Origin of the sequence: Pseudomonas sp. R3-52-08 (assembly GCF_003851745.1) — a bacterium.
Taxonomy (GTDB): domain Bacteria; phylum Pseudomonadota; class Gammaproteobacteria; order Pseudomonadales; family Pseudomonadaceae; genus Aquipseudomonas.
In genome coordinates this window covers 4,748,465-4,774,194 of the sequence record NZ_CP027730.1, presented here as the reverse complement: position 1 = coordinate 4,774,194, position 25,730 = coordinate 4,748,465, and the positions used below count along the sequence as shown (strand labels likewise).

20 protein-coding genes and 2 pseudogenes are annotated in these 25,730 nt (G+C 62.1%); 8 read left to right on the top strand and 14 right to left on the bottom strand.

What is annotated here, in order from left to right; all coding sequences use genetic code 11:
• Positions 1-112: 112 nt before the first annotated feature.
• Positions 113-676, top strand: a complete 564-nt coding sequence (locus C4J91_RS21960) for an NAD(P)H nitroreductase (protein ID WP_124364230.1) — start codon at positions 113-115, stop codon at positions 674-676.
• A 301-nt stretch (positions 677-977) separates the two neighbouring features.
• Here the strand turns inward: C4J91_RS21960 and C4J91_RS28210 are convergent.
• The 8 genes and pseudogenes from C4J91_RS28210 to gap all read right to left on the bottom strand — a co-directional run.
• Positions 978-1,508: pseudogene (locus C4J91_RS28210) on the bottom strand (methyl-accepting chemotaxis protein); the annotation flags it as partial.
• Positions 1,509-1,883: 375 nt separating this feature from the next.
• Positions 1,884-2,975, bottom strand: a pseudogene (locus tag C4J91_RS28205) (cache domain-containing protein); the annotation flags it as partial.
• 273 nt (positions 2,976-3,248) lie between these two features.
• Positions 3,249-3,650 (bottom strand): YbaN family protein, encoded by a 402-nt coding sequence (locus tag C4J91_RS21950; RefSeq protein ID WP_124364229.1) that lies wholly within the window; start codon positions 3,648-3,650, stop codon positions 3,249-3,251.
• Positions 3,651-3,824: 174 nt separating this feature from the next.
• A complete protein-coding gene (locus C4J91_RS21945; RefSeq protein ID WP_124364228.1) occupies positions 3,825-4,433 on the bottom strand; it encodes a biliverdin-producing heme oxygenase in 609 nt (202 codons plus the stop codon).
• A 137-nt stretch (positions 4,434-4,570) separates the two neighbouring features.
• Entirely contained in the window at positions 4,571-7,135 is a 2,565-nt protein-coding gene (locus tag C4J91_RS21940) for a TonB-dependent receptor (protein WP_124364227.1), read from the bottom strand.
• 116 nt (positions 7,136-7,251) lie between these two features.
• Entirely contained in the window at positions 7,252-8,220 is a 969-nt protein-coding gene (locus tag C4J91_RS21935) for a FecR domain-containing protein (RefSeq protein WP_124364226.1), read from the bottom strand.
• 75 nt (positions 8,221-8,295) lie between these two features.
• A complete protein-coding gene (locus tag C4J91_RS21930; protein ID WP_124364225.1) occupies positions 8,296-8,814 on the bottom strand; it encodes an RNA polymerase sigma factor in 519 nt (172 codons plus the stop codon).
• Positions 8,815-9,001: 187 nt separating this feature from the next.
• Complete coding sequence (gene gap, locus C4J91_RS21925; RefSeq protein ID WP_124364224.1) at positions 9,002-10,003, bottom strand: type I glyceraldehyde-3-phosphate dehydrogenase; 1,002 nt, start codon at positions 10,001-10,003, stop codon at positions 9,002-9,004.
• 220 nt (positions 10,004-10,223) lie between these two features.
• On the opposite strand from gap, the gene edd reads away from it, so the two are divergent.
• The 4 genes from edd (at position 10,224) to C4J91_RS21905 (ending at position 15,315) form a co-directional block, all read left to right on the top strand.
• Complete coding sequence (edd, locus tag C4J91_RS21920) at positions 10,224-12,050, top strand: phosphogluconate dehydratase (RefSeq protein WP_124364223.1); 1,827 nt, start codon at positions 10,224-10,226, stop codon at positions 12,048-12,050.
• The gene (locus C4J91_RS21915) at positions 12,047-13,003 is read left to right on the top strand and encodes a glucokinase (protein WP_124364222.1); all 957 of its coding nucleotides are present in this window, start codon (positions 12,047-12,049) and stop codon (positions 13,001-13,003) included. The genes edd and C4J91_RS21915 overlap by 4 nt, the downstream gene beginning before the upstream one ends.
• Positions 13,004-13,121: 118 nt before the next feature.
• Complete coding sequence (locus C4J91_RS21910; protein WP_124364221.1) at positions 13,122-13,856, top strand: response regulator; 735 nt, start codon at positions 13,122-13,124, stop codon at positions 13,854-13,856.
• On the top strand, positions 13,846-15,315 hold the full coding sequence (locus C4J91_RS21905) for an ATP-binding protein (protein WP_124364220.1): 1,470 nt from the start codon (positions 13,846-13,848) through the stop codon (positions 15,313-15,315). The genes C4J91_RS21910 and C4J91_RS21905 overlap by 11 nt, the downstream gene beginning before the upstream one ends.
• Before the next feature lie 122 nt (positions 15,316-15,437).
• Here the strand turns inward: C4J91_RS21905 and C4J91_RS21900 are convergent, their stop codons facing one another.
• Positions 15,438-16,367, bottom strand: coding sequence for an AraC family transcriptional regulator (locus C4J91_RS21900; protein WP_124364219.1), 930 nt, complete (start codon positions 16,365-16,367; stop codon positions 15,438-15,440).
• A 328-nt stretch (positions 16,368-16,695) separates the two neighbouring features.
• On the opposite strand from C4J91_RS21900, the gene C4J91_RS21895 reads away from it, so the two are divergent.
• Together C4J91_RS21895 and C4J91_RS21890 are read left to right on the top strand one after the other, a co-directional pair.
• Complete coding sequence (locus C4J91_RS21895) at positions 16,696-17,037, top strand: antibiotic biosynthesis monooxygenase family protein (protein ID WP_124364218.1); 342 nt, start codon at positions 16,696-16,698, stop codon at positions 17,035-17,037.
• Positions 17,038-17,080: 43 nt separating this feature from the next.
• Positions 17,081-17,314, top strand: a complete 234-nt coding sequence (locus tag C4J91_RS21890; protein WP_124364217.1) for a hypothetical protein — start codon at positions 17,081-17,083, stop codon at positions 17,312-17,314.
• A 107-nt stretch (positions 17,315-17,421) separates the two neighbouring features.
• Here C4J91_RS21890 and C4J91_RS21885 read toward each other — a convergent pair whose 3' ends face one another.
• From C4J91_RS21885 to C4J91_RS21865, 5 genes are all read right to left on the bottom strand, one after another.
• Positions 17,422-18,054: a flavin reductase family protein gene (locus tag C4J91_RS21885; protein ID WP_124364216.1), complete on the bottom strand. Its 633-nt coding sequence runs from the start codon at positions 18,052-18,054 to the stop codon at positions 17,422-17,424.
• Between the two features lie 152 nt (positions 18,055-18,206).
• Entirely contained in the window at positions 18,207-19,526 is a 1,320-nt protein-coding gene (locus C4J91_RS21880) for an MFS transporter (protein ID WP_124364215.1), read from the bottom strand.
• Between the two features lie 298 nt (positions 19,527-19,824).
• Positions 19,825-21,150 carry a sigma-54 dependent transcriptional regulator gene (locus tag C4J91_RS21875; protein WP_124364214.1) on the bottom strand — a complete coding sequence of 442 codons (1,326 nt, stop codon included), beginning with the start codon at positions 21,148-21,150 and terminating at the stop codon, positions 19,825-19,827.
• Positions 21,144-22,910, bottom strand: coding sequence for an ATP-binding protein (locus C4J91_RS21870; protein WP_124364213.1), 1,767 nt, complete (start codon positions 22,908-22,910; stop codon positions 21,144-21,146). The genes C4J91_RS21875 and C4J91_RS21870 overlap by 7 nt, the downstream gene beginning before the upstream one ends.
• Positions 22,911-23,002: 92 nt before the next feature.
• Positions 23,003-24,526 carry a fumarate hydratase gene (locus C4J91_RS21865; protein WP_010208051.1) on the bottom strand — a complete coding sequence of 508 codons (1,524 nt, stop codon included), beginning with the start codon at positions 24,524-24,526 and terminating at the stop codon, positions 23,003-23,005.
• A gap of 216 nt (positions 24,527-24,742) precedes the next feature.
• On the opposite strand from C4J91_RS21865, the gene C4J91_RS21860 reads away from it, so the two are divergent.
• Complete coding sequence (locus tag C4J91_RS21860) at positions 24,743-25,675, top strand: iron-sulfur-binding ferredoxin reductase (protein ID WP_124364212.1); 933 nt, start codon at positions 24,743-24,745, stop codon at positions 25,673-25,675.
• Positions 25,676-25,730: the final 55 nt, after the last annotated feature.

Genomic DNA, 25,730 nt, shown 5'->3' with positions numbered 1-25,730 from the left:
GTGGGGGCAAAGTCTAACAGGGCGGGGCAGTTTGAATAAGAGCAATTATCGTTTGGTGGCATCCCGATTCATTCCGCTAGAATGAGCGCACATTTTTTTCTGGAGGTGGCCAATGCAGGCTCTCGACGCTTTGCTCAACCGTGTTTCCGTGCCGCGTCTGCTGGAACCGGCACCGACCCAGGAGCAGCGCGACGTGCTGTTCGCTGCCGCCATGCGCGCGCCCGACCACGGCCAACTGCGCCCGTGGCGCTTCCTCACCGTGGAAGGCACGGCCCGTGAGCGGATGGGCACGCTGCTCGCCGAAGCTGCGCGCCTGCAGGATGCCGACGCCCCGCAAGCCGCCATCGACAAAGCCCAGAACGGCCCGTTGCGCGCGCCGCTGGTGGTGGTGGTGATTGCGCGTTTGCAGGAGCACTTCAAGGTGCCCAAATCCGAACAATTGCTGGCCGCTGCCTGCGCGGCGCATGGCATCCTGCTGGCGGCGTATGCCCAGGGGATTGGTGCCGTGTGGCGCACGGGTGAGTTGTCCTACTCGGCCCACGTCGCCAAGGGCCTGGGGCTGGTACCCGGCGAGGAAGTGATTGGCTTTCTCTACCTGGGTACCCCCCAGAACCCGCCGCGCACCGCGCCGAAGGAAGATCTGACACCGTTCGTCCAAGGCTGGACCGGTCTCTAAGACAAAAGTGATCCCAATGTGGGAGGGGGCTTGCTCCCGATGGCGTTGTGTCAGTGACAGATAAGTTGGCTGACACTCCGTCATCGGGAGCAAGCCCCCTCCCACAGTGGGTCTGTGGTGTTGTCTGGATCTTAGGCTGATCCATCAACCTCATTTGCTGGCTGACCGGATGCCCCAAGCGGTACTCGGTCCAAATGTGGGAGGGGGCTTGCTCCCGATGGCGGGGTGTCAGTTACAAACAATTTGACTGACACTCTGTCATCGTGGGCAAGCCCCCTCCCACATTGAGGTGTGGTGTTATTTAAACCTTGAACTGATCCATCAACTTCATTTGCTGGCTGGCCAAAGCATTGAGCTGGCTGCTGATGGCTGCCGATTCGGTGGCCTGGCCGGTGAGGGTTTCGGTGACGGTTCGGATCGCGGAGACGTTGCGATTGACCTCTTCTGCTACCGCGCTTTGCTGTTCGGCGGCGCTGGCGATTTGCAGGTTCATGTCGCTGATCACCGTCACCGCGTCGCTGATTTTGCCCAGGGCCTGCACGGCCTGATGGATCTGCCCGGCATTGCTTTGGGCCTGATGCTGGCTCGAATGCATGGTCGCCACCACGCCACGGGTGCCGCTCTGGATACGTTCGATCACCACGCGAATTTCCTCGACCGAATCCTGGGTGCGCTTGGCCAGGTTACGCACCTCATCGGCCACCACCGCAAAACCACGTCCGCTTTCCCCGGCGCGCGCCGCTTCGATCGCCGCGTTCAACGCCAGCAGGTTGGTCTGTTCGGCAATGCTGCGGATCACTTCCAGGACTGAACCGATCTGTTCGCTGTTGACGGCCAACGCCTCGACTTCGCCGACGGCCTTGCTGACTTCTTCGGCAAGCGTGGTGATATCGCGGGTGCTTTGTTCGATGATCGACATGCCTTCGCGTGCCGACTGATCCGCGCCGCGTGCCGCGCTGGCGGCATTGGAGGCGCTGTTGGCGACGTCATGGGCGGTGGCGCTCATCTCATTGGACGCGGTGGCCACCTGGTCGATTTCGCGAAATTGCACCTGCATGCCTTCGCTGGTCTGGCGCGCAATGGCCGAGGACTGATCGGCAGTGCCGCGCGCTTCGGTGATGCTTTGTTTGATCTGCGCGATAGTTGGTTGCAGCTTGTCGAGGAAGCGGTTGAACCAGTTCACCAGCTCGCCCAGTTCGTCTTTTTTGCTGTAGGCCAGGCGCTGGGTGAGGTCGCCGTCGCCGCTGGCGATGTCTTTGAGCATGGCCGCCACGCTGTTGATCGGGCGGGTCACGCCAGTGGCCGTCAGCCAGATCAGCAGCAGGCCTACCAGGCCGGCCGCAGCCGCTACCAGCAAGGCCTTGAGGGTGCCTGTGGCTTGTGCGTCATCAAGCACACCTTGCAGCTTCACGTTATCGGCCAGCATCACCGCTTTGGGCAGTTTGATCACCACGCCCCAGGATTTGGCGTCGGGTATCGGCTTGACGGGGTACACGGCGCGAATGGTCTCGTCCTGCTCGCGGATCATGGGGCGGTCGCTGGCGAGCAGCTGTACGATCTCCTTGCCTTCGGCGCCGAGCGTGTCGATCAGGTTCTTGCCCACTCTGGCCGGTTCACCGCTGTAGGCCGCGATCAGGCCGGTGCTGGACAGCACCTCCAAGTGCGCCGCGCCGTTGAACAGGTCTTTCTGCGCCGCGTCGGTGACCGCTTGCAGGGCGTTGAGGGCGATATCGACACCAACGACGCCGATAACCTTGCCCTCAACGATCAAGGGCAGGGAGATGGTGGTCATCAGCACGGGTTTGCCGGCCACCGTGTCTTCGTAGGGGTCCAACAGGCACGTAGTACGAGTGTCTCGTGGGCAGGTGTACCAAATGTTGTAGGGCGTGCCGCTGAGGTTGAGGCTGGTTTTCGTCAGGTCATCTTCAACCATGATCGTGTTCAGGCTGGCGCCGCCGGCCCGGCTCCAGTAGCTGGAGAAGCGGCCTTTTTCGTTGGAGACGCGTGCTTTGTCGTCGACGAACTCGCTGTCCTTGCCATCCAGTCCGTTGGGTTCGAACGACAGCCAGATGCCCAGCACCTTGGTGTTACGCTCAAAAGCGGTTTTTACGCTCTGGTTGATGTCTTCGCGCAAGGCACCCGCGTCCAGCGAGCGCTTGGCCCCCAGGGTGCGCAGGTCTTTGACTTGATCGGCGAGAGCGGTGACCACCAGCAGGTTTTCGTTGAAGGTTTTCTGCAACTGCACGGCCTGTTCGGCCGCCTTGGCTTGCAACAGCTGTTCTACGCTGGCAGTCAGCATTCGTGAGCTTGAGTCACTGACCAATTGATCGTTCTGGTTGGTGTTGTAGATGTTGATGCCGACCACCAGTGCGATCACCCCTAACAGGCAGAGGCCGGACAGCAGCACGATTTTCAAGCGGATAGAGAGGGTGTCGAACATAGGTTCACTCACGAATGGACTTGTTGAGATGCGCAGAGCCAAGTCCATTCGGCGCCATGTCTGAAACATCGGCGTAACAAATCAATTCATGAGTGACAGGCGATAAGCGGTAGGAAAACCCCTACACACACGTTATACGGGCCGTGCAAGCTGCTCGGGGCGCGACCAGATCCACAGGTTGCCCAGGCTCATGCCGGCGATTGCCAGGTAGATCGGCCAGCCATGATCAAGCATTACCAGCATCAGGGCGGCGCACAGCAACATGCTGACGGTGGCGCTGACTTTGGCCCGGCGCGCGATGATCTTGCCATTGCGCCAGTTGAACAGAATCGGCCCGAACAGGCGGTGGTTTTCCAGCCAGGCGCTGAGGCGGGGTGAGCTTTTGGTCGCGGCCCAGGCGGCAAGCAGGATGAATTCGGTGGTGGGCAAACCCGGTATGACAATCGCCACCAAGCCGATCCCCAGGCTGACGTAGGCCAGCAGGCCGTAGAGGATCTGCGCGATTTTCGAGGTGGATTGGGGTTTGCCGGTCATGGTGTGTGCAATCAGGAGGTCACAAGAAATCAGCTTGAAATAGGGTCAAAGTGTGGGAGGGGGCTTGCTCCCGATGACGGTGGGTCAGTTATGGAATTCGTTGCTGGTACACCGCTATCGGGAGCAAGCCCCCTCCCACAGTTGATTGCATTTCAATTCAGGATCAAGTCGCAATCAGGCCAGTTCAGGGGCGCTAGCGTACGCCTGTTCCAGCAAGACGGTGAAGCGTACAAACGCATCGATTGCGCCTTTATCCATGGCGGCTTCTTCCTCGGCGCTCAATTGCATTGCATCGAGGGTGCGGGTGAAGCTTTTCCAGCCTTCGGCACGGCCGCCCGCCGGCTCGCCCAGGTGACGGGCGCCGAAGGTTTCGCTCAGGCCCAGGCCCACGGCACGTTTGATCAGGAAGGCAGCGCCCAGTTTGGAGCCTTCGGAGACGAACAGCCAGCCCAGGGCTTGGGCCACACTCGGGTTGTTCACGGCCCCGGCAACCGGGGCCGGCACCTCGGTGTCGAGGTCGCCCAGGTCGAGTCTGGCGGCGTCTGCGCGGCAGCGTTCGGCCAGGTTGGGGATGATCCGGTTCAGTTCGGCATCGTTGTACAGCGCCACCAACTCCGATTGGAACAGGTATTGCGCCACCACGAAGCGGGCAAAGTTGGCCTGGGTTGCAAACGGCGCGTGGGCCTTCACCAACGCGTCGAGCCTGGTGTGTGGCGCGTGGGTGATCTGGTTCAGGCGCTGGGAGCGCAGGCTTGGACGTTCTGCGGTAGGAGAAGCGGTCATGAAAAAGTCCTTGAGAGGGGGAGCGCCTTTCTGGCTCTGAAGAGAGCGGTTATCAACTAGACGAACAGGAAGACGCAGCACAGTAAAAATTCCGCATCTCGCCGCTCGAACATCGCGGCGAGATGCAGCGGTTGGCGTCAGATGTCCCAGATCACATTGATCGCGAAGTTGCGACCCGGCTGGGTCAGGCGATCGAGGTTGGCCGGGCCGGTCACCGCGGCTTCGCCGACGCTGTCGTAGCTGCGCACGTCATCCCAGTTCCAGTACTTCTTGTCGGTGAGGTTGTAGACGCCGCCGTTGATGGTCACGTCGTGGGTGACCTTGTAATAGGCGCTCAGGTCGAGAATGCCAAACCCCGGCGTCTTGAACGGCCCGCTGGTGTCTCCATCCGGGGCGTGGAAGGTGCTGCTGTCGACGCGATTCTGTTTTTTCACCAGGGTCCAGCTCAGCAGGCCGCCGTAGCTGTCCTGATCGTAGCCCAGGCCGAAGACGCCCTTGAGCGGGTTGACGCTGTTGAGCGGCTGGCCGTTGTCGTCGTTTCGGCCATGGGCGTAGGACACCGCTCCCTGGGTATACAGGCCTTGCGGCGCACCGAAGGCGTCCAGGTTCAGGCGGCCCTTGGCTTCGGCGCCCTTGATGGTGGCGCGCTTGATATTCACCGCCTGGAACTGCTCGACGGTGCCACCGACCACCGCGTTGTCCTCATCGATGAAGTCGCGGTATTTGTTGTAGAACACGGCGATTTCAAACGAGCCCGCGTCGAACTTGCCGCGAAGCCCGGTTTCGATGCCCTTGCTGGTTTCCGGCTTGAGGTCGGGGTTGGGCTCCACGGTGTAGCCCAGGTTGAGGTTTTCGAAGCGGCCGTACAGCGCCTTGGCGGACGGTGTGCGGAAACCTTCGGCGTATTGGCCGAACCAGGTGTATTGATCGGTCAGGGCGTAGGTCAGGCCGAACTTGGGCGTGACGCGGTGCCAGGTTTTGTCCTTGCCATCGACTGCATATTCACCGGTGGGGTTTACGGTGCTGAGGAATTCCTCGGTCAGCTTGGGCTTGAGCCGGGTGTAGTCGTAGCGTACGGCGGGCAGAAAGGTCCATTTATTCCAGCTGATCTGGTCCTGGGCGAACAGCGAGTAGGTGTTGATGGTCGGGTCGGGGAAATCGCTGGATTTCTTCACGCTGTCGCCGGCCGACGGGCTGGGCGCGCCGATGGCGGTGCAGCCGCTGCCGACCGCCAGGCAGGTGGCGCTGCCTTCACGCGAACCGGTGACTTTCTGCTGCTTGAGGGTGGTGCCGTAGGTCACCTGGTGCTCGGTGTCGCCCAGGCTGAAGGCCTTGTCCAGCTGTGCATCGAAGACCCACTGCTTTTCTTCGTACAGGGTGTCGCGGGTGCGCAGTACGCGACGGCCCGACTGATAGATTTCAGCGGTGGTCTGGTCGGTCTTGGCGATCTGGTAGTTGAGGCTGGTCTTGATGCGGTCGGCCATCGGCGACGCGAGGGCAACGCTGTTTTCCAGGCCGAAACGTTCACGGGTAATGGTGTCGTTGCCGCGACGGTCACGGTACAGGTTGAAACCACGGCCACCGATGAACGGGCCGCCCACCGCATTCTTCAGGTTGACGTCGCGATCATCCTTGTACTTCTCGTACGTCAGGCCCAGGCGGTTATCGTCGCCATAATTCCAGCCCAGTTTGGCCAGTACGTTGGTGGTGCGTGCGTCCTCCGGGTTGGCGCCGGTGCGGGCCAGGCCGGTGGCGTTGTTGCCATCATAGGACTCGGTTTCGTGGCCGTTGCGCTGGCTCAGGTGCAGCAAACCGTCGACGTCCTGCACACGGCCGGCTACGGTGGCGGACGTCAGCCAGCTTTCGTCGGCGGAGCTGTAGCCGGTCTTCAGGCGGGCGCCGACGTCCTGCCCGGGCTGGATGATGTCATCCGGGTCGAGGGTGAAATAGCTCACCGCGCCGCCAATGGCGCTGCTGCCGTACAGGGCCGAGGCCGGCCCGCGCAGGATCTCCACGCGCTTGACGATTTCCGGGTCGACGTAGTTGCGCCGGGTCTTGGCGTAGGGGCCATTGAAGAAGTTGTCGGGCACTTCCACGCCGTCGACCTGGGTCAGAATGCGGTCGCCGTCGATACCGCGAATGTTATAGCCGGCATTGCCCGAGCGCGTACCGGCGCCGCCCACCGACACGCCCGGTTCGTAGCGCACCAGCTCACGGGTGGTGTTGACGTTCTGGCGGTCCAGTTCCTGGCGGTCGTGCACGCTGACCATGCTCGGTACGCTGTTCACATCCTGCTCGGTACGGGTGGCACTGATGGTTACCTGCTGCAGGTTGAGGGCGCCGCCGGCGGCACGTTTCTCCAGGACGATGTTGCTGTTGCCCAGCTTGCGATAGCTCAGGTTGGTCCCCACCAACAGCCGTTCCAGCGCCTTCTCCGGCGACAAGGCACCCCGCACGCCAGGGGACGACACACCCTGGCCCAACTCAGCCGGCAGCCCGACTTGCCAGCCGGTCACACCGGTGAAAGCGTTCAACGCCGACACCAGGGGTTGCTGTTCGATGCTGAAGGTGTAGGTGCCTTGGCTGCGCGGTGCGGGTTCGGCGGCAGTGGCGGCCATTGCCGGCACGCCGGCCATCAGTATGGCGGCGGTCAGCAGAGACAGGGCGGGCGAACAAGACCGGCGGTTGAAACGAGAGGACATCGAGAGCGCTCCGGAGATACGAATCTTATAGTTGCGAACCGAACCAAATAGGAATCAGTTGCATTGGCTATAACGAGACGTATCGCCGTTCAGCATCGAGTAAAAATAATTCTCATTTAGTTCAAGATCACCAGCGCCGGGTATTCCGACAGCTTGGCCGAGGTGATGTGGGCCAGGGAACGCACCACGTCCAGCGGTTGGTCGAGGCGATAGTTACCGGTGACGGCGACACTGGCGAGCCTGTCGTTGGTGTTGACGATCCAGCCCGGGTAATAGCGACGCAGCTCCGCCAGCACTTCGCCCATCGGGCAGTTTTCGAACACCAGTCGGCCCTGGACCCAGGCCAGGTCCTTGCCGGCGTCCAGCTTGGCCGGCTGACCAAAGCCTTTGGGGCCGATGCGGATACTTTCACCGGCACTCAGGCGCACCCGGGCGTCGTCGACGGTATTACTCAGGTCGACATCGCCGCGCTGCACTTGCACCTGGGCTTCGCCGTCGAGATAGCGCACGGCGAACGCGGTGTCGCGCACGCTGGCGCGCACCGGGCCGGCGTCGATTTCCAGCGGCAGGCCACGGCTGGGGGCGATGTCGAAAAACGCTTCGCCCTGGTAGAGGCGGGCGATGCGCTGGTGGTCCTTGATGCGGCTGGAAAACGCCGAATTGGTGTTCAGCAATACGTTGGCGCCCTCGTCCAGTTGCAGGCGCTGGCGTTCACCGACCACGGTGAGGTGGTCGGCCTGCAGGCGTACCGGCAAGTTGCTGAAGCTGAACAGGCCGAGCAGCAGCACGGCGGCGGTGGCCAGGGGTTTCCAATGCGGTTTGATCCGGCGCCAGGCGCTCGGCCTGCGTGGCGCGGCCAGGGCCACGGCGGCGCTGTGTACGGGCGCGCCACCCCAGGCGGCCTGGGCTTTGCTGAAGGCGTGGGCGTGCGCGGGGTCCTCGGCCAGCCAGGCTTGGAACGCAGCTTGTTGGCCGGGTTGCGGGCACTGCAAGGCGATCAGCCAATCGAGGGCTTGGTCCATGGCCGTGTCTTGCAGCACCTCATGAGCCAGCGCATGGGGGCGCAGTTTAGTCGGGTCGGTCACGGTGTTCCTCGGGTCTTCGCCACGTTCTGTTCATTTTTCCTACAGCCTGGATCGACACTTCTGTCGGCGTGAAGCTTAAGGCTGATCCAGCCGTTCGGCCACACCTACACAGATGGCCATGATCAACTTCAGTTCCTTTTGTACGGTGCTCAAGGACACCTGCAGCTGATCGGCGATCTCTTGGTAGCTGCAACCGTGCAGGCGGCTGAGGATGAAGATCCGCTGCTGGCGAGCGCTCAACTGGCCCAGGCTGACGCTCAGGTGCTCGAGCAATTGCTCGGCCTGGGTCGCGTCTTCGGGTGTGCTGATCGGGGCGGCAACGCTTTGCAGGATATCCAGCGGGACATCTTCCTGCAGGGTGCGGGCCTGGATCCTGCGCGCACGCAAATGATCCAGCGCCAGGTTGCGCGCGGTCTGGTAGACGAAGGGTTCAAGGTGGTCGATCGGCCGCTCGCTCAGGGCCCGGGTCACGCGCAGGTAGGTTTCCTGCAACAGGTCCTCGGCGGTGCTGTGGTTATTCACCATGCGTTGCAGCGTGCGCAGCAGAATCACCCGTTGGGTGAGAAAGACGTGATTGAAGCGAGATTGGCTCACAGTGATACCAGACCGATTTGCAGTTAATGATAATGCTTATCATCAACTGAAATGGCAAGTGGCTTGATCGTTCCCACGCTTTGCGTGGGAATTCATCCTGTGACGCTCCGCGTCACAACCTCCGGAGCGGGACGCAGAGCGTCCGGCGCTGCATTCCCACGCAGAGCGTGGGAACAAGCAGGTCGTGTTATTCAGCGTTACACAGCGCTAGGCAGTTATCCAGCATCCGGTTCGAGAAGCCCCACTCGTTGTCATACCAAGCCAGCACTTTAAGCAACTTGCCGCTCACCTTGGTGTGATTGGCATCGAAGATCGAAGACAGCGGGTTATGGTTGAAGTCACTGGAAACCAGCGGCAGGGTGTTGTAGCCGAGGATTTTCGAATGCTGGCTGGCGTGCTTCAACAGCGCGTTGACTTCATCGGCCGTGGCTTCTTTTTTCAACTGCACGGTAAGGTCCACCAGCGACACGTTGATCACCGGCACGCGCACGGCCATGCCGGTCAGCTTGCCCGCCAGTTCCGGCAATACCAGGCCGACGGCTTCAGCGGCGCCGGTCTTGCTCGGGATCATGTTCTGGGTGGCCGAACGTGCGCGGTACGGGTCGGTGTGGTAGACGTCGGTGAGGTTCTGGTCGTTGGTGTAGGCGTGAATCGTGGTCATCAGGCCGCTTTCGATGCCCAGTTCGCGGTGCAGCACTTGGGCCACCGGCGCCAGGCAGTTGGTGGTGCACGACGCGTTGGAAATGATCTGGTGCGATTGACGCAAAATGTCATGGTTAACGCCATAGACCACGGTCGCATCCGCGCCCTTGGCCGGGGCAGAGATGATCACCTTGCGCGCACCGGCGCTAATATGGGCGGCGGCCTTGTCACGATCGGTGAACAGGCCGGTGCATTCGAACACCACGTCGATCTTGTGCGCGGCCCACGGCAGGTCGGCCGGGTTGCGAATGGCACTCACGGCGATCCGGTCGCCATTGACGGTCAGGCTTTCCTGATCGTGGGCTACCTCTGCTTCGAATGTGCCATGCACGGTGTCATATTTGAGCAGGTGGGCATTGATCGAGCTGTCGCCCAGATCATTGATGGCGACGATCTGCAAATCCTGGCGATAGCCTTGGGTATACAGTGCGCGCAGAACATTACGGCCGATACGGCCAAAACCGTTGATTGCGATACGTAGAGTCATTGGAAAGTGCCTATCGTCGATTTGTTGTAAGAATTACAAGATTATTCGCATAAAAATAGAAAACAAGCCTTTTTAGTGGCAATATTTTGTTCAATCTACAACGAGTGACCTGAATCAACTGGTCCGATGATCCAAACGACTGCCTGCCATCCATGCGCTGCGGGCGTTTGATCAGCATAGACACTCAGGTCGCCACATCCGTTAGCCTGGAGTTCTATACATGCATCCCCGCGTCCTTGAGGTCACCGAACGGCTTATCGCCCGCAGCCGCGCCACCCGCGAGGCTTACCTTGCGCTCATTCGCGGCGCAGCCAGCGACGGTCCGATGCGCGGCAAGCTGCAGTGCGCCAACTTCGCCCACGGCGTGGCCGGTTGCGGCACCGAAGACAAAAACAGTCTGCGCATGATGAATGCCGCCAACGTGGCAATTGTTTCTTCATATAACGACATGCTCTCGGCGCATCAGCCGTACGAACACTTCCCTGAACAAATCAAGAAAGCCCTGCGCGAAGTCGGCTCGGTCGGCCAGTTCGCCGGCGGCACGCCCGCCATGTGCGATGGCGTGACCCAGGGCGAGCCGGGTATGGAGCTGAGCCTGCTCAGCCGTGAAGTGATCGCCATGTCCACGGCGGTCGCGCTGTCCCATAACATGTTCGACGCCGCGTTGATGCTGGGCATCTGCGACAAGATCGTCCCCGGCCTGATGATGGGCGCGCTGCGCTACGGCCACCTGCCGATGATCTTCGTGCCCGGCGGGCCGATGCCGTCGGGCATCTCCAACAAGCAGAAAGCCGATGTGCGCCAGCGCTACGCCGAAGGCAAGGCCACCCGCGAAGAGCTGTTGGAATCGGAAATGAAGTCCTACCACAGCCCCGGCACCTGCACCTTCTACGGCACCGCCAATACCAACCAGCTGTTGATGGAAGTGATGGGCCTGCACCTGCCGGGCGCCTCGTTCGTCAATCCGTATACGCCGCTGCGCGATGCACTCACCCGCGAGGCCGCGCACCAGGTCACACGCCTGACCAAGGCCAACGGCAACTTCACGCCGATCGGCGAGATCGTCGACGAGAAGTCACTCGTCAACTCCATCGTCGCCCTCAACGCCACGGGCGGGTCCACCAACCACACCCTGCACATGCCGGCCATCGCCATGTCGGCGGGCATTATCCTGACCTGGCAGGACATGGCCGACCTCTCCGAAGTGGTGCCGACCCTGTCGCACGTGTACCCGAACGGCAAGGCTGACATCAACCACTTCCAGGCGGCGGGCGGTATGTCGTTCCTGATCCGCGAACTGCTCGAAGCCGGCCTGCTGCACGAAGACGTCAACACCGTGGCGGGCAAGGGCTTGAGCCGTTACACCCAGGAACCGTTCCTGGTCGACGGCGAACTGATCTGGCGCGACGGCCCCATCGAAAGCCTCGATGAAACCATCCTGCGCCCCGTGGCCCGTGCGTTTTCGCCCGAAGGCGGCCTGCGAGTGATGGAAGGCAACCTCGGCCGTGGCGTGATGAAAGTCTCGGCAGTAGCGCCCGAGCACCAAGTGGTCGAAGCGCCGGCGGTGGTGTTCCAGGATCAGCAGGACCTGGCCGACGCCTTCAAGGCGGGCCAGCTGGAAAAAGACTTTGTCGCGGTGATGCGCTTCCAGGGCCCGCGCTCCAACGGCATGCCCGAATTGCACAAGATGACGCCGTTCCTTGGCGTGTTGCAGGACCGTGGGTTCAAAGTCGCCCTGGTGACAGACGGGCGTATGTCCGGCGCCTCGGGTAAGATTCCCGCCGCGATCCACGTCAATCCCGAAGCCCAGAGCGGCGGGCCGCTGGCGCGGGTCCAGGATGGCGATATCATTCGCGTCGATGGCGTTACCGGCACCCTGGAGCTTAAGGTGGACGCCGAAGAATTTGCCGCGCGCACGCCGGCCACGGGCCTGCTGGGCAATAACGTGGGCGCCGGTCGCGAGTTGTTTGCATTCATGCGCTTGGCCGCAAGCTCCGCAGAGCAAGGCGCCAGCGCCTTTACCTGTGCCTTGGAGACGCTTAAGTGAAGTTAGCGCTGGTCGGTGACATCGGGGGTACCAACGCCCGTTTTGCGTTGTGGCGGGATCAGGCACTGCATTCGATCCGCGTGCAGGCCACGGTGGATCACGCAAGCCCTGAGGAGGCCATCAAGGTCTATCTCAAGGAGGTAGGCCTGGTGCTGGGTGACATTGGTGCGGTGTGCCTGTCGGTGGCCGGCCCGGTGAGCGGCGATGAATTCAAGTTCACCAACAATCACTGGCGCCTGAGCAAGACGGCTTTCTGCCAGGCGTTGCAGGTGGACGAATTGCTGCTGGTCAACGATTTCTCGGCCATGGCCCTGGGCATGACTCGCCTGCAGCCCGATGAATTTCGCGTGGTGTGCGAAGGTACCCCGGAGCCGTTGCGCCCGGCCGTGGTGATCGGGCCGGGCACCGGCCTGGGGGTCGGTACCTTGCTGGACCTCGGCGCAGGCCGTTGGGCGGCGTTGCCGGGGGAGGGCGGCCATGTCGACCTGCCCCTGAGCAGCCCGCGTGAAACCCAGTTGTGGCAACACATCTACAGCGAGATCGGCCATGTCAGCGCTGAAACCGCGTTGAGCGGGGGCGGTTTGCCGCGTCTGTACCGGGCGATCTGTGCGGTGGACGGGCACACACCGGTACTGCACACGCCCGAGGCCATCACGGCGGCGGGGTTGGCGGGCGATCCGGTGGCGCTGGAAGTGCTCGACCAGTTCTGCATCTGGCTGGGCCGAGTGGCCGGCAACAATGTGCTGACCACGGGCGGGCGTGGCGGTGTGTATATCGTGGGCGGGGTGATACCGAGGTTTGCCGACTTCTTTATCCGCAGCGGTTTTGCCAGGAGTTTTGCCGACAAAGGCTGTATGAGTGATTACTTCAAGGGCATCCCGGTGTGGCTGGTGACCGCGCCGTATTCCGGGTTGACCGGCGCGGGTGTGGCGCTTGAGCAGGCATTTGCTTAGGCTGTGACGGCTTCATCGGGGGCAAGCCCCCTCCCACATTGGATTGCATTCCAATGTGGGAGGGGGCTTGCCCCCGATGAGGCCATCAAGAGCACCTCATAACAACAAGGAGGACCCCGTGAGCGTAATCAGTAAATCGATTCTCCTCGTCGACGACGACCAGGAAATCCGCGAATTGCTGCAAACCTACCTCAGTCGCGCCGGCTTCCAGGTCCGTGGCGTGGCCGATGGCGCGGGGTTCCGCCAGGCGATGAACGAGGCGCCGTGCGACCTGGTCATCCTGGATGTGATGTTGCCCGATGAAGACGGTTTCAGCCTCTGCCGCTGGATCCGCCAGCATCCGCGCCAGGCGCAGGTGCCGATCATCATGCTCACCGCCAGTTCCGACGAAGCCGACCGCGTGATCGGCCTGGAACTGGGCGCCGATGACTATATCGGCAAGCCGTTCAGCCCCCGCGAGCTGCAGGCGCGGATCAAGGCGCTGCTGCGACGCTGCCAGTTCGGCCAGGAGCGCAGCAGTGGCGGCGAGGTGTTGGTGTTCGATGAATGGCGCCTGGATATGATCAGCCATCGCCTGTTTCACGTGGACGGCGAAGAGGTGATCCTCTCTGGCGCCGACTTTGCCTTGCTCAAGTTGTTTCTCGACCATCCGCAACAGATCCTCGACCGCGACACCATCGGCAACGCTACCCGGGGCCGCGACCTGATGCCGCTGGACCGCATTGTCGACATGGCTGTCAGCCGCCTGCGCCAGCGCCTGCGCGATACCGAAAAACCACCCCGGCTGATCCGCACCGTGCGCGGCAGCGGCTATCAACTGGCAGCCAGCGTGGTTGCCGGCAATGCCCACTGAACGCCTGCGTGAACTACGCCGGCGGATCCCGGTACCACGTTCGCTGCTGGGGCGGATGTTACTGCTGACCCTGTTGGCGGTGCTGTTTGCCCAGGCGTTATCCAGCGTGATTTGGGTGTCGCAACTGCGCGCTACCCAGCTCGAAGGCCTGGTGACGGCTGCCCGTAGCCTGGCGCATTCGATGACCGCCAGCGTGAGTTATTTTCGTTCATTACCGGTGGCCTATCGCCCGCTGGTGCTCGACCAGTTGCGCAGCATGGGCGGCACGCGTTTTGTGGTGACCCTCAATGATCGCCCGCTGGATATGCAGGTCTTGCCCGAAACCCCGCGCAAGCAGGCGGTGCTGGTGGCCGTGGACGACGTGCTGCGCCAGACCCTTGGCGCCGATGTACATATTTCGGTGGAATTCGTCAGCGCCGAAGACCTGCGCATTTTCAATGCCGGGCTCAAGCTCGACGAACTGCCGCGCTCCTGGGCTCACTACGCGCTGACCCTGGAGCCGGTCAACCCGCCGGTGCTCGTCACCCAGATCCAGCTCGCTCCCGGTGAATGGTTGTACATCGCCTCGCTGCTGCCAGAACCCTACACCAGCCTTGAAGAACAAGGCCTGCCGGCCCAGCAGGTGTGGTTTATCGTGTTGACCAGCGGTTTCCTGCTGCTGTTCATCGGCCTGCTGGTGCATTGGCAGAGCCGCCCGCTCAAGCGCCTGGCGCGGGCGGCGCGGGACATGTCCCTGGGAGCGGATGTGGAGCCTGTGGCCGAAGGCGGCGGCAGTGAAGTGGTGGAAGTCGGCCGTGCGTTCAATGCCATGCGTGAGCGCATCAGCCGTTACCTGACTGAGCGCAGCCAGTTGTTCAGCGCGATTTCCCATGACTTGCGCACACCCATCACACGCCTGCGCCTGCGCGTGGAATTGCTCGAAGACGAAAACCTGCAAGCCAAATTCGGCCGCGACCTGGATGAGCTGGAATTGCTGGTCAAGGGCGCGTTGCAATGCGTGAAAGACACCGATATCCACGAGAACATCCAGCCGGTGGACCTCAACCACGTACTCGAATGCCTGGTGGAGCCTTACCTCGCGCCCAACGGCAATGGGCGGGTGACCCAGCATGGGCAGGCCCTGACCACCTATCCGGGCAAGCCGCTGGCGCTCAAGCGCTGCATCGGCAACCTGATCGACAATGCGCTGAAATACGGACAGAACGCCCATCTGCACATCGAGGACGATGGCGCCGAATTCATCCTGCATGTGGACGACGAAGGCCCCGGCGTGCCGGAACAGCGGTTGGAGCAGGTGTTCGAACCGCACTTTCGCCTGGCCGGGCAGCAGCAGGGCTATGGGCTGGGGTTGGGAATTGCGCGCAATATCGCCCATAGCCATGGCGGTGAGGTGAGTTTGCAGAATTTGCGCGAGGGTGGGTTGCGGGTGACCCTCCAGCTACCGCGCGGATTAGACTGAATACACGCAGGACCCAATGTGGGAGGGGGCTTGCTCCCGATGGCGGTCTATCAGCTACACATCAGCTGACTGACCCACCGCTATCGGGAGCAAGCCCCCTCCCACATTTTGTCTGTGTCAGGTCAGATGCTTTGACGCAGTCTGGCCAAGTCTCTTAACGGCGGCGCGCCAAACAACCGGCTGTACTCCCGGCTGAACTGCGACGGGCTTTCATACCCCACCCGATACCCCGCCGCCGAGGCCTCCAGCCCTTCGGCAATCATCAGCCGCCGAGCTTCCTGCAAGCGCAGTTGTTTCTGGTATTGCAGCGGGCTCATGGCGGTGATCGCCTTGAAACGATGGTGCAGGGTCGAGACGCTCAGGTTCACTTCCCTGGCCAGGTCATCGATGCGCAGCGGCTGTTCGTAGTTGCCGTTCAACCACTTGATCGCCTGGCTCACCCGGTGGCTCTGGCTGTTGGCCACGGCAATTTCATACAGGCGATAGCCTTGGGGCCCGCGCAACAAGCGGTAGAGAATTTCGCGGTTGATCAGCGGGGCGAGCATCGCGATATCTTTGGGCGTATCCAGCAGGCGGGTCAGGCGTAGCACTGCATCAAGCAACTGATGGTCGATGCGGTCGACGTACATGCCTCGGGAAGTTGGACGCGACGGCACACCCATCGGGCCGGCTTCGGCGATCAGTGCGGTGAGCTGGGCCGGGTCGATATTGATGCGCACCGACAGGTTGGGGTCTTCGGGGGTGGCGTCGATAATTCGCCCGGCCACCGGCATGGCGACCGAGAACACCAAATAATTGAGCGGGTCGTAGGCAAAGATTTCGTCGGCCAGGCGCACTTCCTTGCTGCCACTGGCGAGGATGCACAGTGCCGGCTCCACCAGCACCGGCATGAAGTCACGCGGCGTGTTGTGGCGGTTCAGGTACAGCGAAGTGATCGCCGTGCCGTAGGAGCCATCTTCCCAGGTATGGCGGTGCACAATGCTGGCCAGTTCGGCACGCTGCTTTTCCATCTCGGCATCGAGGGGCATGGGCTTGAGGTCGGGCGACGACATGGGGCGTCCTCTACACACTGGTTGAATGGTGCTCAGCTTAGTGGTGGGTATTCAAAAAGTGTTACGTCGATTCTGCACAATCCTTGCCTGATCCTGCGGCATATCGTGAATCAGGCAAGCAAGGCGGCTGTCATCTCCCTGAAACATGCCGTTCGGGCCTGGAATAAATCCAGCGCTGGAACGTCATGCCTACGCTTCTCGCAGGATTGTGCAATAAGCCGGCAGGAATTGACTAACCGTGCCCACACCGGCGCCGCTATCTTTGATCCTGTGGCAACACGCCCTCACAGTGCTTGCCGAGCATCACTTCTCAACGGGAGAGTCGAACATGTCCACCCCCATTCCCGCGAGCCATATGGCCTTTGTCCGCGCCCGTACCGGGTGCAGCACCGAACTCGGTGCACGCTTGAGCAGCTTGATCGAACCGGGCCGACAGGCTCAGGGTTGCCTGCAATTTACCGTGCAGCATTCCCAGACCGATCCCGATGTATGGCTGATTTCGGGCTTCTGGAGCAGCGAGCAGGCGATGAGCGCCTACTTCAATTCTCCGGCCCTGATGATCTTCACCGAGTTGCTGAACGACATGGTCGTGCGCAGCATGGACTTCCAGACCTTCACCGATGCATCCGCCGTCAAAGCCTACGGCGAGTACCTGCAACTGGCCGGCTAGAGCGTTAGAATGGCCGACTTTTCATTGGCCAGGACGTTCAAACATGGCACGTAAACAATTTGCCCACCACGAAGCCGTTTCCGCCGTAGTACCGGGAGAGGGCGGCTACAGTGCCGCCATCGCCGTCAAGGCACTGGATGGCATGGGTGCACCGCGCTTTCACAAGATTCTCGATGGGCAGACGTTCAAGACGGCTTCCGACGCCGATGAAGCGGCGGCGGCGCGGCTTGAGTATCTGGTCGATGTGGACGCGGAAGGCCAGCTGATTTGGGACTAAATGTGGGAGGGGGCTTGCCCCCGATGGCGATGTGTCAGTCAACTGAGTTGTAGCTGATACACCGCCATCGGGAGCAAGCCCCCTCCCACATGTTTATTGCATTTCAGTCAGGGCTTTGTGGCGCCTGGGCGGTACATCTTGAACAGCGCCTCCGGCCCTAGCTGGAAATAATCCGCCGGGCCGCCACCGCGTAAAATCGGCTCGGCGGCGGCGGTGTCGTAGATCCCGTCCTTGAGCAGCCATTTGGCGATGTGCACCGCGACCACTTCGCCCAGCACCAGCCAGCTGGGTACCAGCTGCTGGTCGGCGCGTTGCAGCTGGATAATCTGCGTCACCTTGCATTCGAACGACACCGGGCTCTCGCCCACTCGCGGTACGCCGACGACTTTCGACGCCACCGGCGTCAGGCCGGACAACTCGAATTCATTCACCTCTGGCGAAACGGCTGCGCAACTCTGGTTCATCTGCTCGGCCAGTGGGCGGGTCGCCAGGTTCCACACAAACTCGCCGGTCTGCTCGATATTGTTCAGGCTGTCTTTGCGCCCCACGCTGGAAAATCCAATGATCGGCGGAATGTAGTTGAACGCATTGAAGAAACTGTAGGGCGCCAGGTTCAGGCGGCCCTCGCGGTCGTGGGATGAGATCCAGCCGATCGGGCGTGGGCCGACGATGGCATTGAACGGGTCATGGGGCAGGCCGTGGCCGTTGGCGGGTTCGTAGAAATGGATATCGTCGGACATGGGCCAGTTCTGCTCTCGGTTTCGGGGCAAACATCATACCCAATGTGGGAGGGGGCTTGCCCCCGATAGCAGGGTGTCAGTCAGTAATATATTGATTGACACACCGCTATCGGGAGCAAGCCCCCTCCCACAGGTTTTATCTCATCATCCAGTTAGTCGGTGGTGATGCGCGAGTGTTTGCGCGTGTCCTTCATGGTCACATAGACCACCAACGACACCGCGATACACGCGGTCACGTACCAGTAATAGCCGGTTTCCATGCCGATGCTCTTGAACCACAGCGCGATGTATTCAGCGGTGCCGCCGAAGATCGACACGGTCAGGGCATACGGCAGGCCTACGCCCAAGGCGCGGATTTCGGTCGGGAACAGCTCGGCTTTCACCACTGCGTTGATCGAGGTATAGCCGCTGACGATGATCAGCGCCGCCATGATCAGGAAGAACGCGCCCCACCAGCTCTGGATGGTGTGCAGGGTAGTGAGGATCGGCACCGTGAACAGAGTGCCGAGGATGCCGAAGGCGATCAGGATCGGCCGACGGCCAATCTTGTCCGACAGGCCGCCGACCAAGGGTTGCAGGCACATGAACAGGAACAGCGTCGCCGCCGAGATGGTGGTGGAGTCGGAGATGCTCATGCCGACGGTGTTCACCAGGTATTTCTGCATGTAGGTGGTGTAGGTGTAGAACGCCAGGGTGCCGCCCATGGTCAGGCCGACCACGGTGAGCAGTTCCTTGGGGTGGCGCATCAAGGTGCGCATCGCGCTTTCCTTGGCTTTTTCTTTCTTGGTGAATGACTCGGTTTCTTCCATGCCGCGCCGCAGGTACAGCGCAACCACTGCGCACAGCGCGCCGATGGCGAACGGAATGCGCCAGCCCCAGGCATACAGTTGCTCGGTGGTCAGCACTTGCTGCAGCACGATCAGCACCGCGAGGGCGATGAGCTGGCCCGAGATCAGGGTGACGTACTGGAAGCTGGAATAGAAACCACGACGCTCCTTGGTCGCCATCTCGCTGAGGTAAGTGGCGGAGGTGCCGTATTCGCCACCGACCGACAGCCCCTGCAGCAGGCGGGCAAACACCAGCAGGATGGGCGCACCGATACCGATGATTTCATAGCCTGGGCTCAGGGCAATCAACAGTGAGCCGAAGCACATCAGGTAGACCGAGGCCATCAGGGCTTTCTTGCGCCCGACCTTGTCGGCGTACAGGCCCATCAACCAGCCGCCGATCGGGCGCATCAAAAAGCCCACGGCGAAGATGGCGGCGGTATTGAGCAATTGGGCGGTGGTGTCGCCTTTGGGGAAGAAGGCTTTGGCGAAGTACAGCGAGAAAGCGGCGTAGACGTACCAGTCGTACCACTCGACCATGTTGCCGACGGAGCCGCTGAAGATCGATCTGATCCGGCTGGAGGTTGTGCGTTCTTTTGCCGGCGCGGCCGCCGACCCCAGAGGCAGGGTGTTGGTGTTATCCATTGAAGGATCCTTCATCTAGTTGTTTTTATGGAGCGGCGCGTGCGCAGCCTGGTTCGGGCTGTAGCAGGAGCTGTGCCAGGTGGTTGAAGGCCCGGTTTAGAAGGGTTGCAGAATTTTTTTGAGCGGAATGTCGCTGATGGTTTTGGACTGATGAGCGGAAATCCGCTTATGGCTGCTGGCCTCATCGGGGGCAAGCCCCCTCCCACAGTGGACCGCGTTTATTCAGGAACAATGAGGTCAAAATGTGGGAGGGGCGGTGCGACGATTCGACTTGCCCCCGATGGCGATCTGAAGACCGCTAGAGAAACATCTCCCTTACCAACCCATGCCGCTGCATCTTTTCATTGAGGGTCCGGCGCGGCAGTTGCAGTTCGGCCAGCACCGCCTTGATATCGCCTTTATGCCGGGTCAGCGCAGCTTTCAGGCAATGCGCCTCGAAGGCTTCCTGCTGCGCCGCCAAGGATTGCCCGGCCTCGATGCCCTCCGGTTCCGGCTCGCCAAGCCCCAGCACTTGGCGCTCGGCAGCGTTGGCCAGTTCGCGCACGTTGCCTGGCCAGTCATGGCTGAGCAGGCGTCCCAGCGCCGGACCGCTTAGCGGCTCGGCGCTGCGTCCCAGGCGCTGGGCAGCGTCCTGGGCAAAATGTTCATACAGCAGCGGGATGTCTTCGCGCCGCTCGCGCAACGGCGGCAGGCGCAGTTGCGCGACGTTGAGACGATACGCCAGGTCTTCGCGAAAGCGCCCGGCGCGGGCCTCTTCCAACAAGTCCGGCTTGGTGGCCGCGATGATGCGTAAATCCACATGAATGCTCTGATTGGAACCCAGGCGCTCCAGCTTCTGCTCTTGCAACACGCGCAGCAGTTTTACCTGCTGGGCCAAGGGCATGCTTTCGATTTCATCGAGGAACAGCGTGCCGCCATGGGCGTATTCCAACTTGCCGATCCGCTTGCCCTGGGCCCCCGTGAATGCGCCGCTTTCATGGCCGAACAGCTCGGCTTCGAACAGCTGCTCGGGGATCGCGGCGCAGTTGAGCGCGACAAACGGCTTTTTCGCTCGCGGGCCGAAATCATGCAGGCAGCGCGCAACCAGCTCTTTGCCGCTGCCGGTCTCGCCGCGGATCAACACGTTGACCGGCAGCGACGCCAGGTCCAGCACCTGGCGTCGCAGGGTTTGCAGGCTCTTGGATACCCCGAGCAGACTGGATTCCAGCTGGGCGCGATGATCGGCTTGGCGATGCAGGCGGCGGTTTTCCAGGATCAGCCCGCGTTTATCCAACGCGCGGCGCAGGCTATTGAGCAACGCATCCGGGCTGAAGGGTTTTTCCAGGAAGTCGTAGGCGCCGTCGCGCATGGCTTCGACGGCCATCGGCACGTCGCCATGGCCAGTGAGCAGGATGACCGGCAAGTCGGCATCGCGCCGCTGCACTTCGGCCAGCAGCTCCAGGCCGCTGAGGCCGGGCATGCGCACGTCGCTGAGGATCACGCCGGGAAAGTCCCTGGGCAACTGCGCCAGGCATTCCTCGGCACGGCTGAACAACTGCACCGCAAACCCGGACAGGCTCAACCATTGTTCGACGGCCGTACGAATGCTGGCTTCGTCATCCACCACAATCACCGCGTTCAACATAGGTCGGGCGTCTCCAGCGCGACAGGCAAGGTCAGGGTAAATATCGCGCCGTCGCCCCGGTTGCCGGCGATCAGACGTCCGCCCAGTTCATGCACGATAGCGTAGGACACGGCCAGCCCCAAGCCGAGCCCGTCACCCACCGGCTTGGTGGTGAAGAAGGGGTCGAATACGTTGTTCAAGTGTTCTTCGGCAATCCCACCGCCGCTGTCGCTGACGCTCAACTGCCAGAGCTGCTGGTCGGCGTGCAGGCGGATTTCCAGGCGTTTGCGCGGCTTGTCGGCCATGGCATCCAGGGCGTTGCGCAGCAGGTTGATCAGCACTTGTTCCAGGCGGATCGCGTCGCCGCGTACCCAGGCCGGGCGGGTCAGGTCCAGCACTACGCCGATGGCTTCATCGCGCAAGCGTGCGTCGAGCAGGTGCAGGGATTGATCGACCACGGTGGCCAGATCCAGGCGTTCGCGCAGGCCGCTGGGGCTTTTACGCGCGAAGGTCTTGAGATGGCCCGTCAGCGCGGCCATGCGGGTGAGCATGTCATCCAGTGGTGTGAGTGCCTTGTAGGCATCGTCCACGCGGCCGTGGTCGAGCAACAGCCGCAGGGTCGCCAATTGCATGCGCTGGGCGGTCAGCGGTTGGTTGATTTCATGGGCGAGGGCAGCGGACATCTGCCCCAGTGCCGCCAGCTTGGCCGACTGCACCAGGCCATCCTGGGCGGTGCGCAGGGCCCGGGTGCGTTCCTCGACCAATTGCTCGAGCTCTTCACGGCTGCGTTGACGCAGACGCGCCAGGCGCCAGCGTTGGCTCAAAAACAGCACGAGGAACACCAATGCCAGCCAGGACCCGGCGGCAGCCAGGCCGGCGTTGCGTTGGTCTTCAAACGGGAACTGGGGTTTGCGCAGCAGGTGCAGGGTCCAGCCTTCGGCTTTGAGCGGCAGCGATTCCCAGATGTAGTTGGCGTTGCCGTCGGGGCCGTTGACGCGCATCAGGTGACTGTTGTCGCCGAAGCGCTGCAAGGTGCTGGTCTCCAGCGGCTGCAATTGCTTTTTGTCGTATTGGCGGGTGGCCTTGAGTTCGGCCAGGTCGCTGGCCGACAGCGCACGCAGGTTGCGGTAGCGCCAGCCCGGCTGGTTGGCGATGAACACGATCCCGCGCGCGTCGCTGACCAGGAGCAGGTCGTTACCCTGGGCCCATTCACGCTCAAGCTCAGGGAATTCGAGCTTGACCACCATGGCGCCGAGAAACTGCTCGTGTTCGTCGACAACGGCGCTGGAAAGAAAGTAACCCGGTATGCCGGTGGTCACCCCCACCGCGTAAAAGCGCCCGGTGCCCTGGCTCAGGGTCTGGCTGAAATACGGCCGAAACGCGTAGTTGTGCCCCACATAGCTGCTGGGCAGGTTCCAGTTGCTGGCGGCCACGGCCAGGCCGGTGCGGTCCATTAATTCGAGGGTGGAAGACTGGGCGGCGCCGTTGATGCGTTCCAGCTTGCGGTTGAGCAGGTCCTGGGTGGTGGCGTCCAGCGGGCCTTTCAAGGCGTTGATCATCTCCGAGTCCAGCGCCAGCACGGCGGGCAGGGCACGGTAGCGTTCGATCAGGGTGTGCAGCGAGTTGGCATACAGCGCCAGCTGTTGATTGGCACGGGCGGCGTCGTCCACCAAGGCCTGGCGTTCGGCATGGCGCGTGGCCACAGCTGCCGCCAGCACCGCACCGGCGACGATCAGCAGGGAATAGAAGGTCAGGCGCAGGGGGCGAGGGATTGCGATCATACGAGGATGAACAGGCGCAGTGGGGGCGAGCACCATAGCATGGGCTGCCCGAAACTTGTGTGGGAGGGAGCAAGGCCCCCTCCCACCTTTACTTACTGAACTTCCACCGCCAGGCTCTCACTGATCTTCTTCTGCCAGATCGCAGGACCGGTGATGTGTACGGATTCGCCCTTGCTGTCCACCGCAACGGTGACCGGCATGTCCTTCACGTCGAACTCGTAGATCGCTTCCATGCCCAGTTCGGCGAAAGCGACAACGCGCGACTTCTTGATGGCCTGCGCCACCAGGTAAGCGGCGCCGCCCACGGCCATCAGGTACACGGCCTTGTGGTCCTTGATCGCTTCGATGGCGGTCGGGCCGCGCTCGGATTTGCCAATCATGCCCAGCAGGCCGGTTTGCTCGAGGATCTGACGGGTGAACTTGTCCATCCGCGTCGCGGTGGTCGGGCCCGCCGGGCCAACCACTTCTTCGCGCACCGGATCAACCGGGCCGACGTAGTAGATGAAACGGCCCTTGAGGTCCACCGGCAGGGTTTCGCCCTTGTTCAGCATCTCGACCATGCGCTTGTGCGCCGCGTCGCGACCCGTGAGCATCTTGCCGTTGAGCAACACGGTTTCGCCCGGTTTCCAGCTTTGCACTTCTTCGGGCGTCAGGGTATCGAGGTTGACGCGACGGGCCGATGGGCCGGCTTCCCAGACGATTTCCGGGTAGGCGTCCAGCGGTGGCGCTTCCAGCGACGCCGGGCCCGAACCGTCAAGCACGAAGTGCGCATGGCGGGTGGCGGCGCAGTTCGGGATCATGCACACCGGCAGGGACGCGGCGTGGGTCGGGTAGTCCATGATCTTCACGTCGAGCACGGTGGTCAGGCCGCCCAGGCCCTGGGCGCCGATGCCCAGTTGGTTGACCTTTTCGAACAGCTCCAGGCGCATCTCTTCGATGCGGTTCTGCGGGCCGCGCTTCTTCAGCTCGTGGATGTCGATGGATTCCATCAACACTTCCTTGGCCATCACCGCGGCTTTCTCGGCGGTGCCGCCGATGCCGATGCCGAGCATGCCCGGTGGGCACCAGCCGGCGCCCATGGTCGGCACGGTCTTGAGCACCCAGTCGACGATCGAGTCGGACGGGTTGAGCATGGCCATTTTCGACTTGTTCTCGGAACCACCGCCCTTGGCGGCCACGTCCACTTCCACGGTGTTACCCGGGACGATGGAGTAGTGGATCACCGCCGGGGTGTTGTCCTTGGTGTTCTTGCGCGCGCCTGCCGGGTCGGCAAGGATGGAAGCGCGCAGGACGTTTTCCGGCAGGTTGTAGGCGCGACGCACGCCTTCGTTGATCATGTCGTCCAGGCCCATGGTGGCGCCATCCCAACGTACATCCATGCCCACGCGCACGAACACGGTCACGATACCGGTGTCCTGGCAGATTGGCCGATGGCCGGTGGCACACATGCGCGAGTTGATCAGGATCTGGGCGATGGAGTCACGGGCGGCCGGCGATTCTTCGCGCAGATAGGCCTCGTGCATCGCCTGGATGAAATCAACGGGGTGGTAGTAGGAAATGAATTGCAGGGCGTCGGCAACGCTCTGAATCAGGTCGTCTTGCTTGATCACGGTCATGAGTCGCGCTCCTCTATAAGGGAACATTCAATAAGGTGGCTTCAGCAAGGGTGCATCGGTCGGCTGAAACCACCTTTCCAAGGCACGCCACTGGTGCAGGCGCGACGCTAAAAAGGCGCGGCAGTATAACCCGGCACGGTGGCTGATACACCCGACTATGGTCAAACTGTCGCAGGCATGATTCCCTGTGCGCGCCCCTTGTGATTGAGTCCGTTTATGCCTGAACTGTACGTCGGCGAACGCCATTGGCCGGTGACTACCGGCAGCAACCTGCTGGACGCCTTGACTCAGGCGGGGGTGGCCGTGCCCTCCAGTTGCCGCGCCGGAAGTTGCCATGCCTGCCTGGTGCGTTGCCAGGGCGAGGTTGAAGACAAGCAACCTCAGGCGTTGAGCCCGGCGCAACGCCAGGACGGCTGGCGCCTGGCGTGTCAGTGTCGGGTCAGCGGCGATCTGCGGGTCGAAGCCTTTGACCCGCTGCGCGACGGCATGGCGGCGCAGGTGGTGGGTGCGGATTGGCTGAGTCCGACGGTGCTGCGCCTGCGCCTTCAACCCGAGCGTGGCCTGCGATACCGCGCCGGGCAGCATCTGGTGTTGTGGGCAGGGCAGGTGGCACGTCCGTATTCCCTGGCGAGCTTGCCCCAGCAGGACCCGTACCTGGAGTTTCATATCGATTGCCGTCAACCCGGGGCATTCAGCGATGCCGCTCGCCACTTCAAGATCGGTGATGCTTTAAACCTGGGTGAGTTGCGGGGTGGGGCGCTGCAGTATGATCCCGACTGGCAAGCCCGGCCGCTGTGGCTGCTGGCCTCCGGCGCTGGGCTGGGTCCGTTGTGGGGGGTGTTGCGTGAAGCGTTGCGCCAGGATCACCAAGGTGCCATCCGCGTCATTCACCTGGCTCATGATGCCCAGGCTCACTACTTGGCCGAACCCCTGACGGCGCTGGCCGCGCAGCATCAGAACCTTACGGTGGAGTTGTGGACCGCAGATGAGTTGGCCCAGGCATTGGGGCAGCTGCGGCTTATTTCGCGGCAAACGCTGGCCTTAGTCTGCGGGCATCCGGACAGCGTCGAAGCCTTTTCCAAGCGCTTGTTTCTGGCGGGGCTGCCGCGTAATCAACTGCTGGCCGATGTGTTCCTGCCTCGTGGTTGAGCGCTGACTGTTGAGCACATGCTTTGCGGGTGTACGCGATTAACTGTGGGAGGGG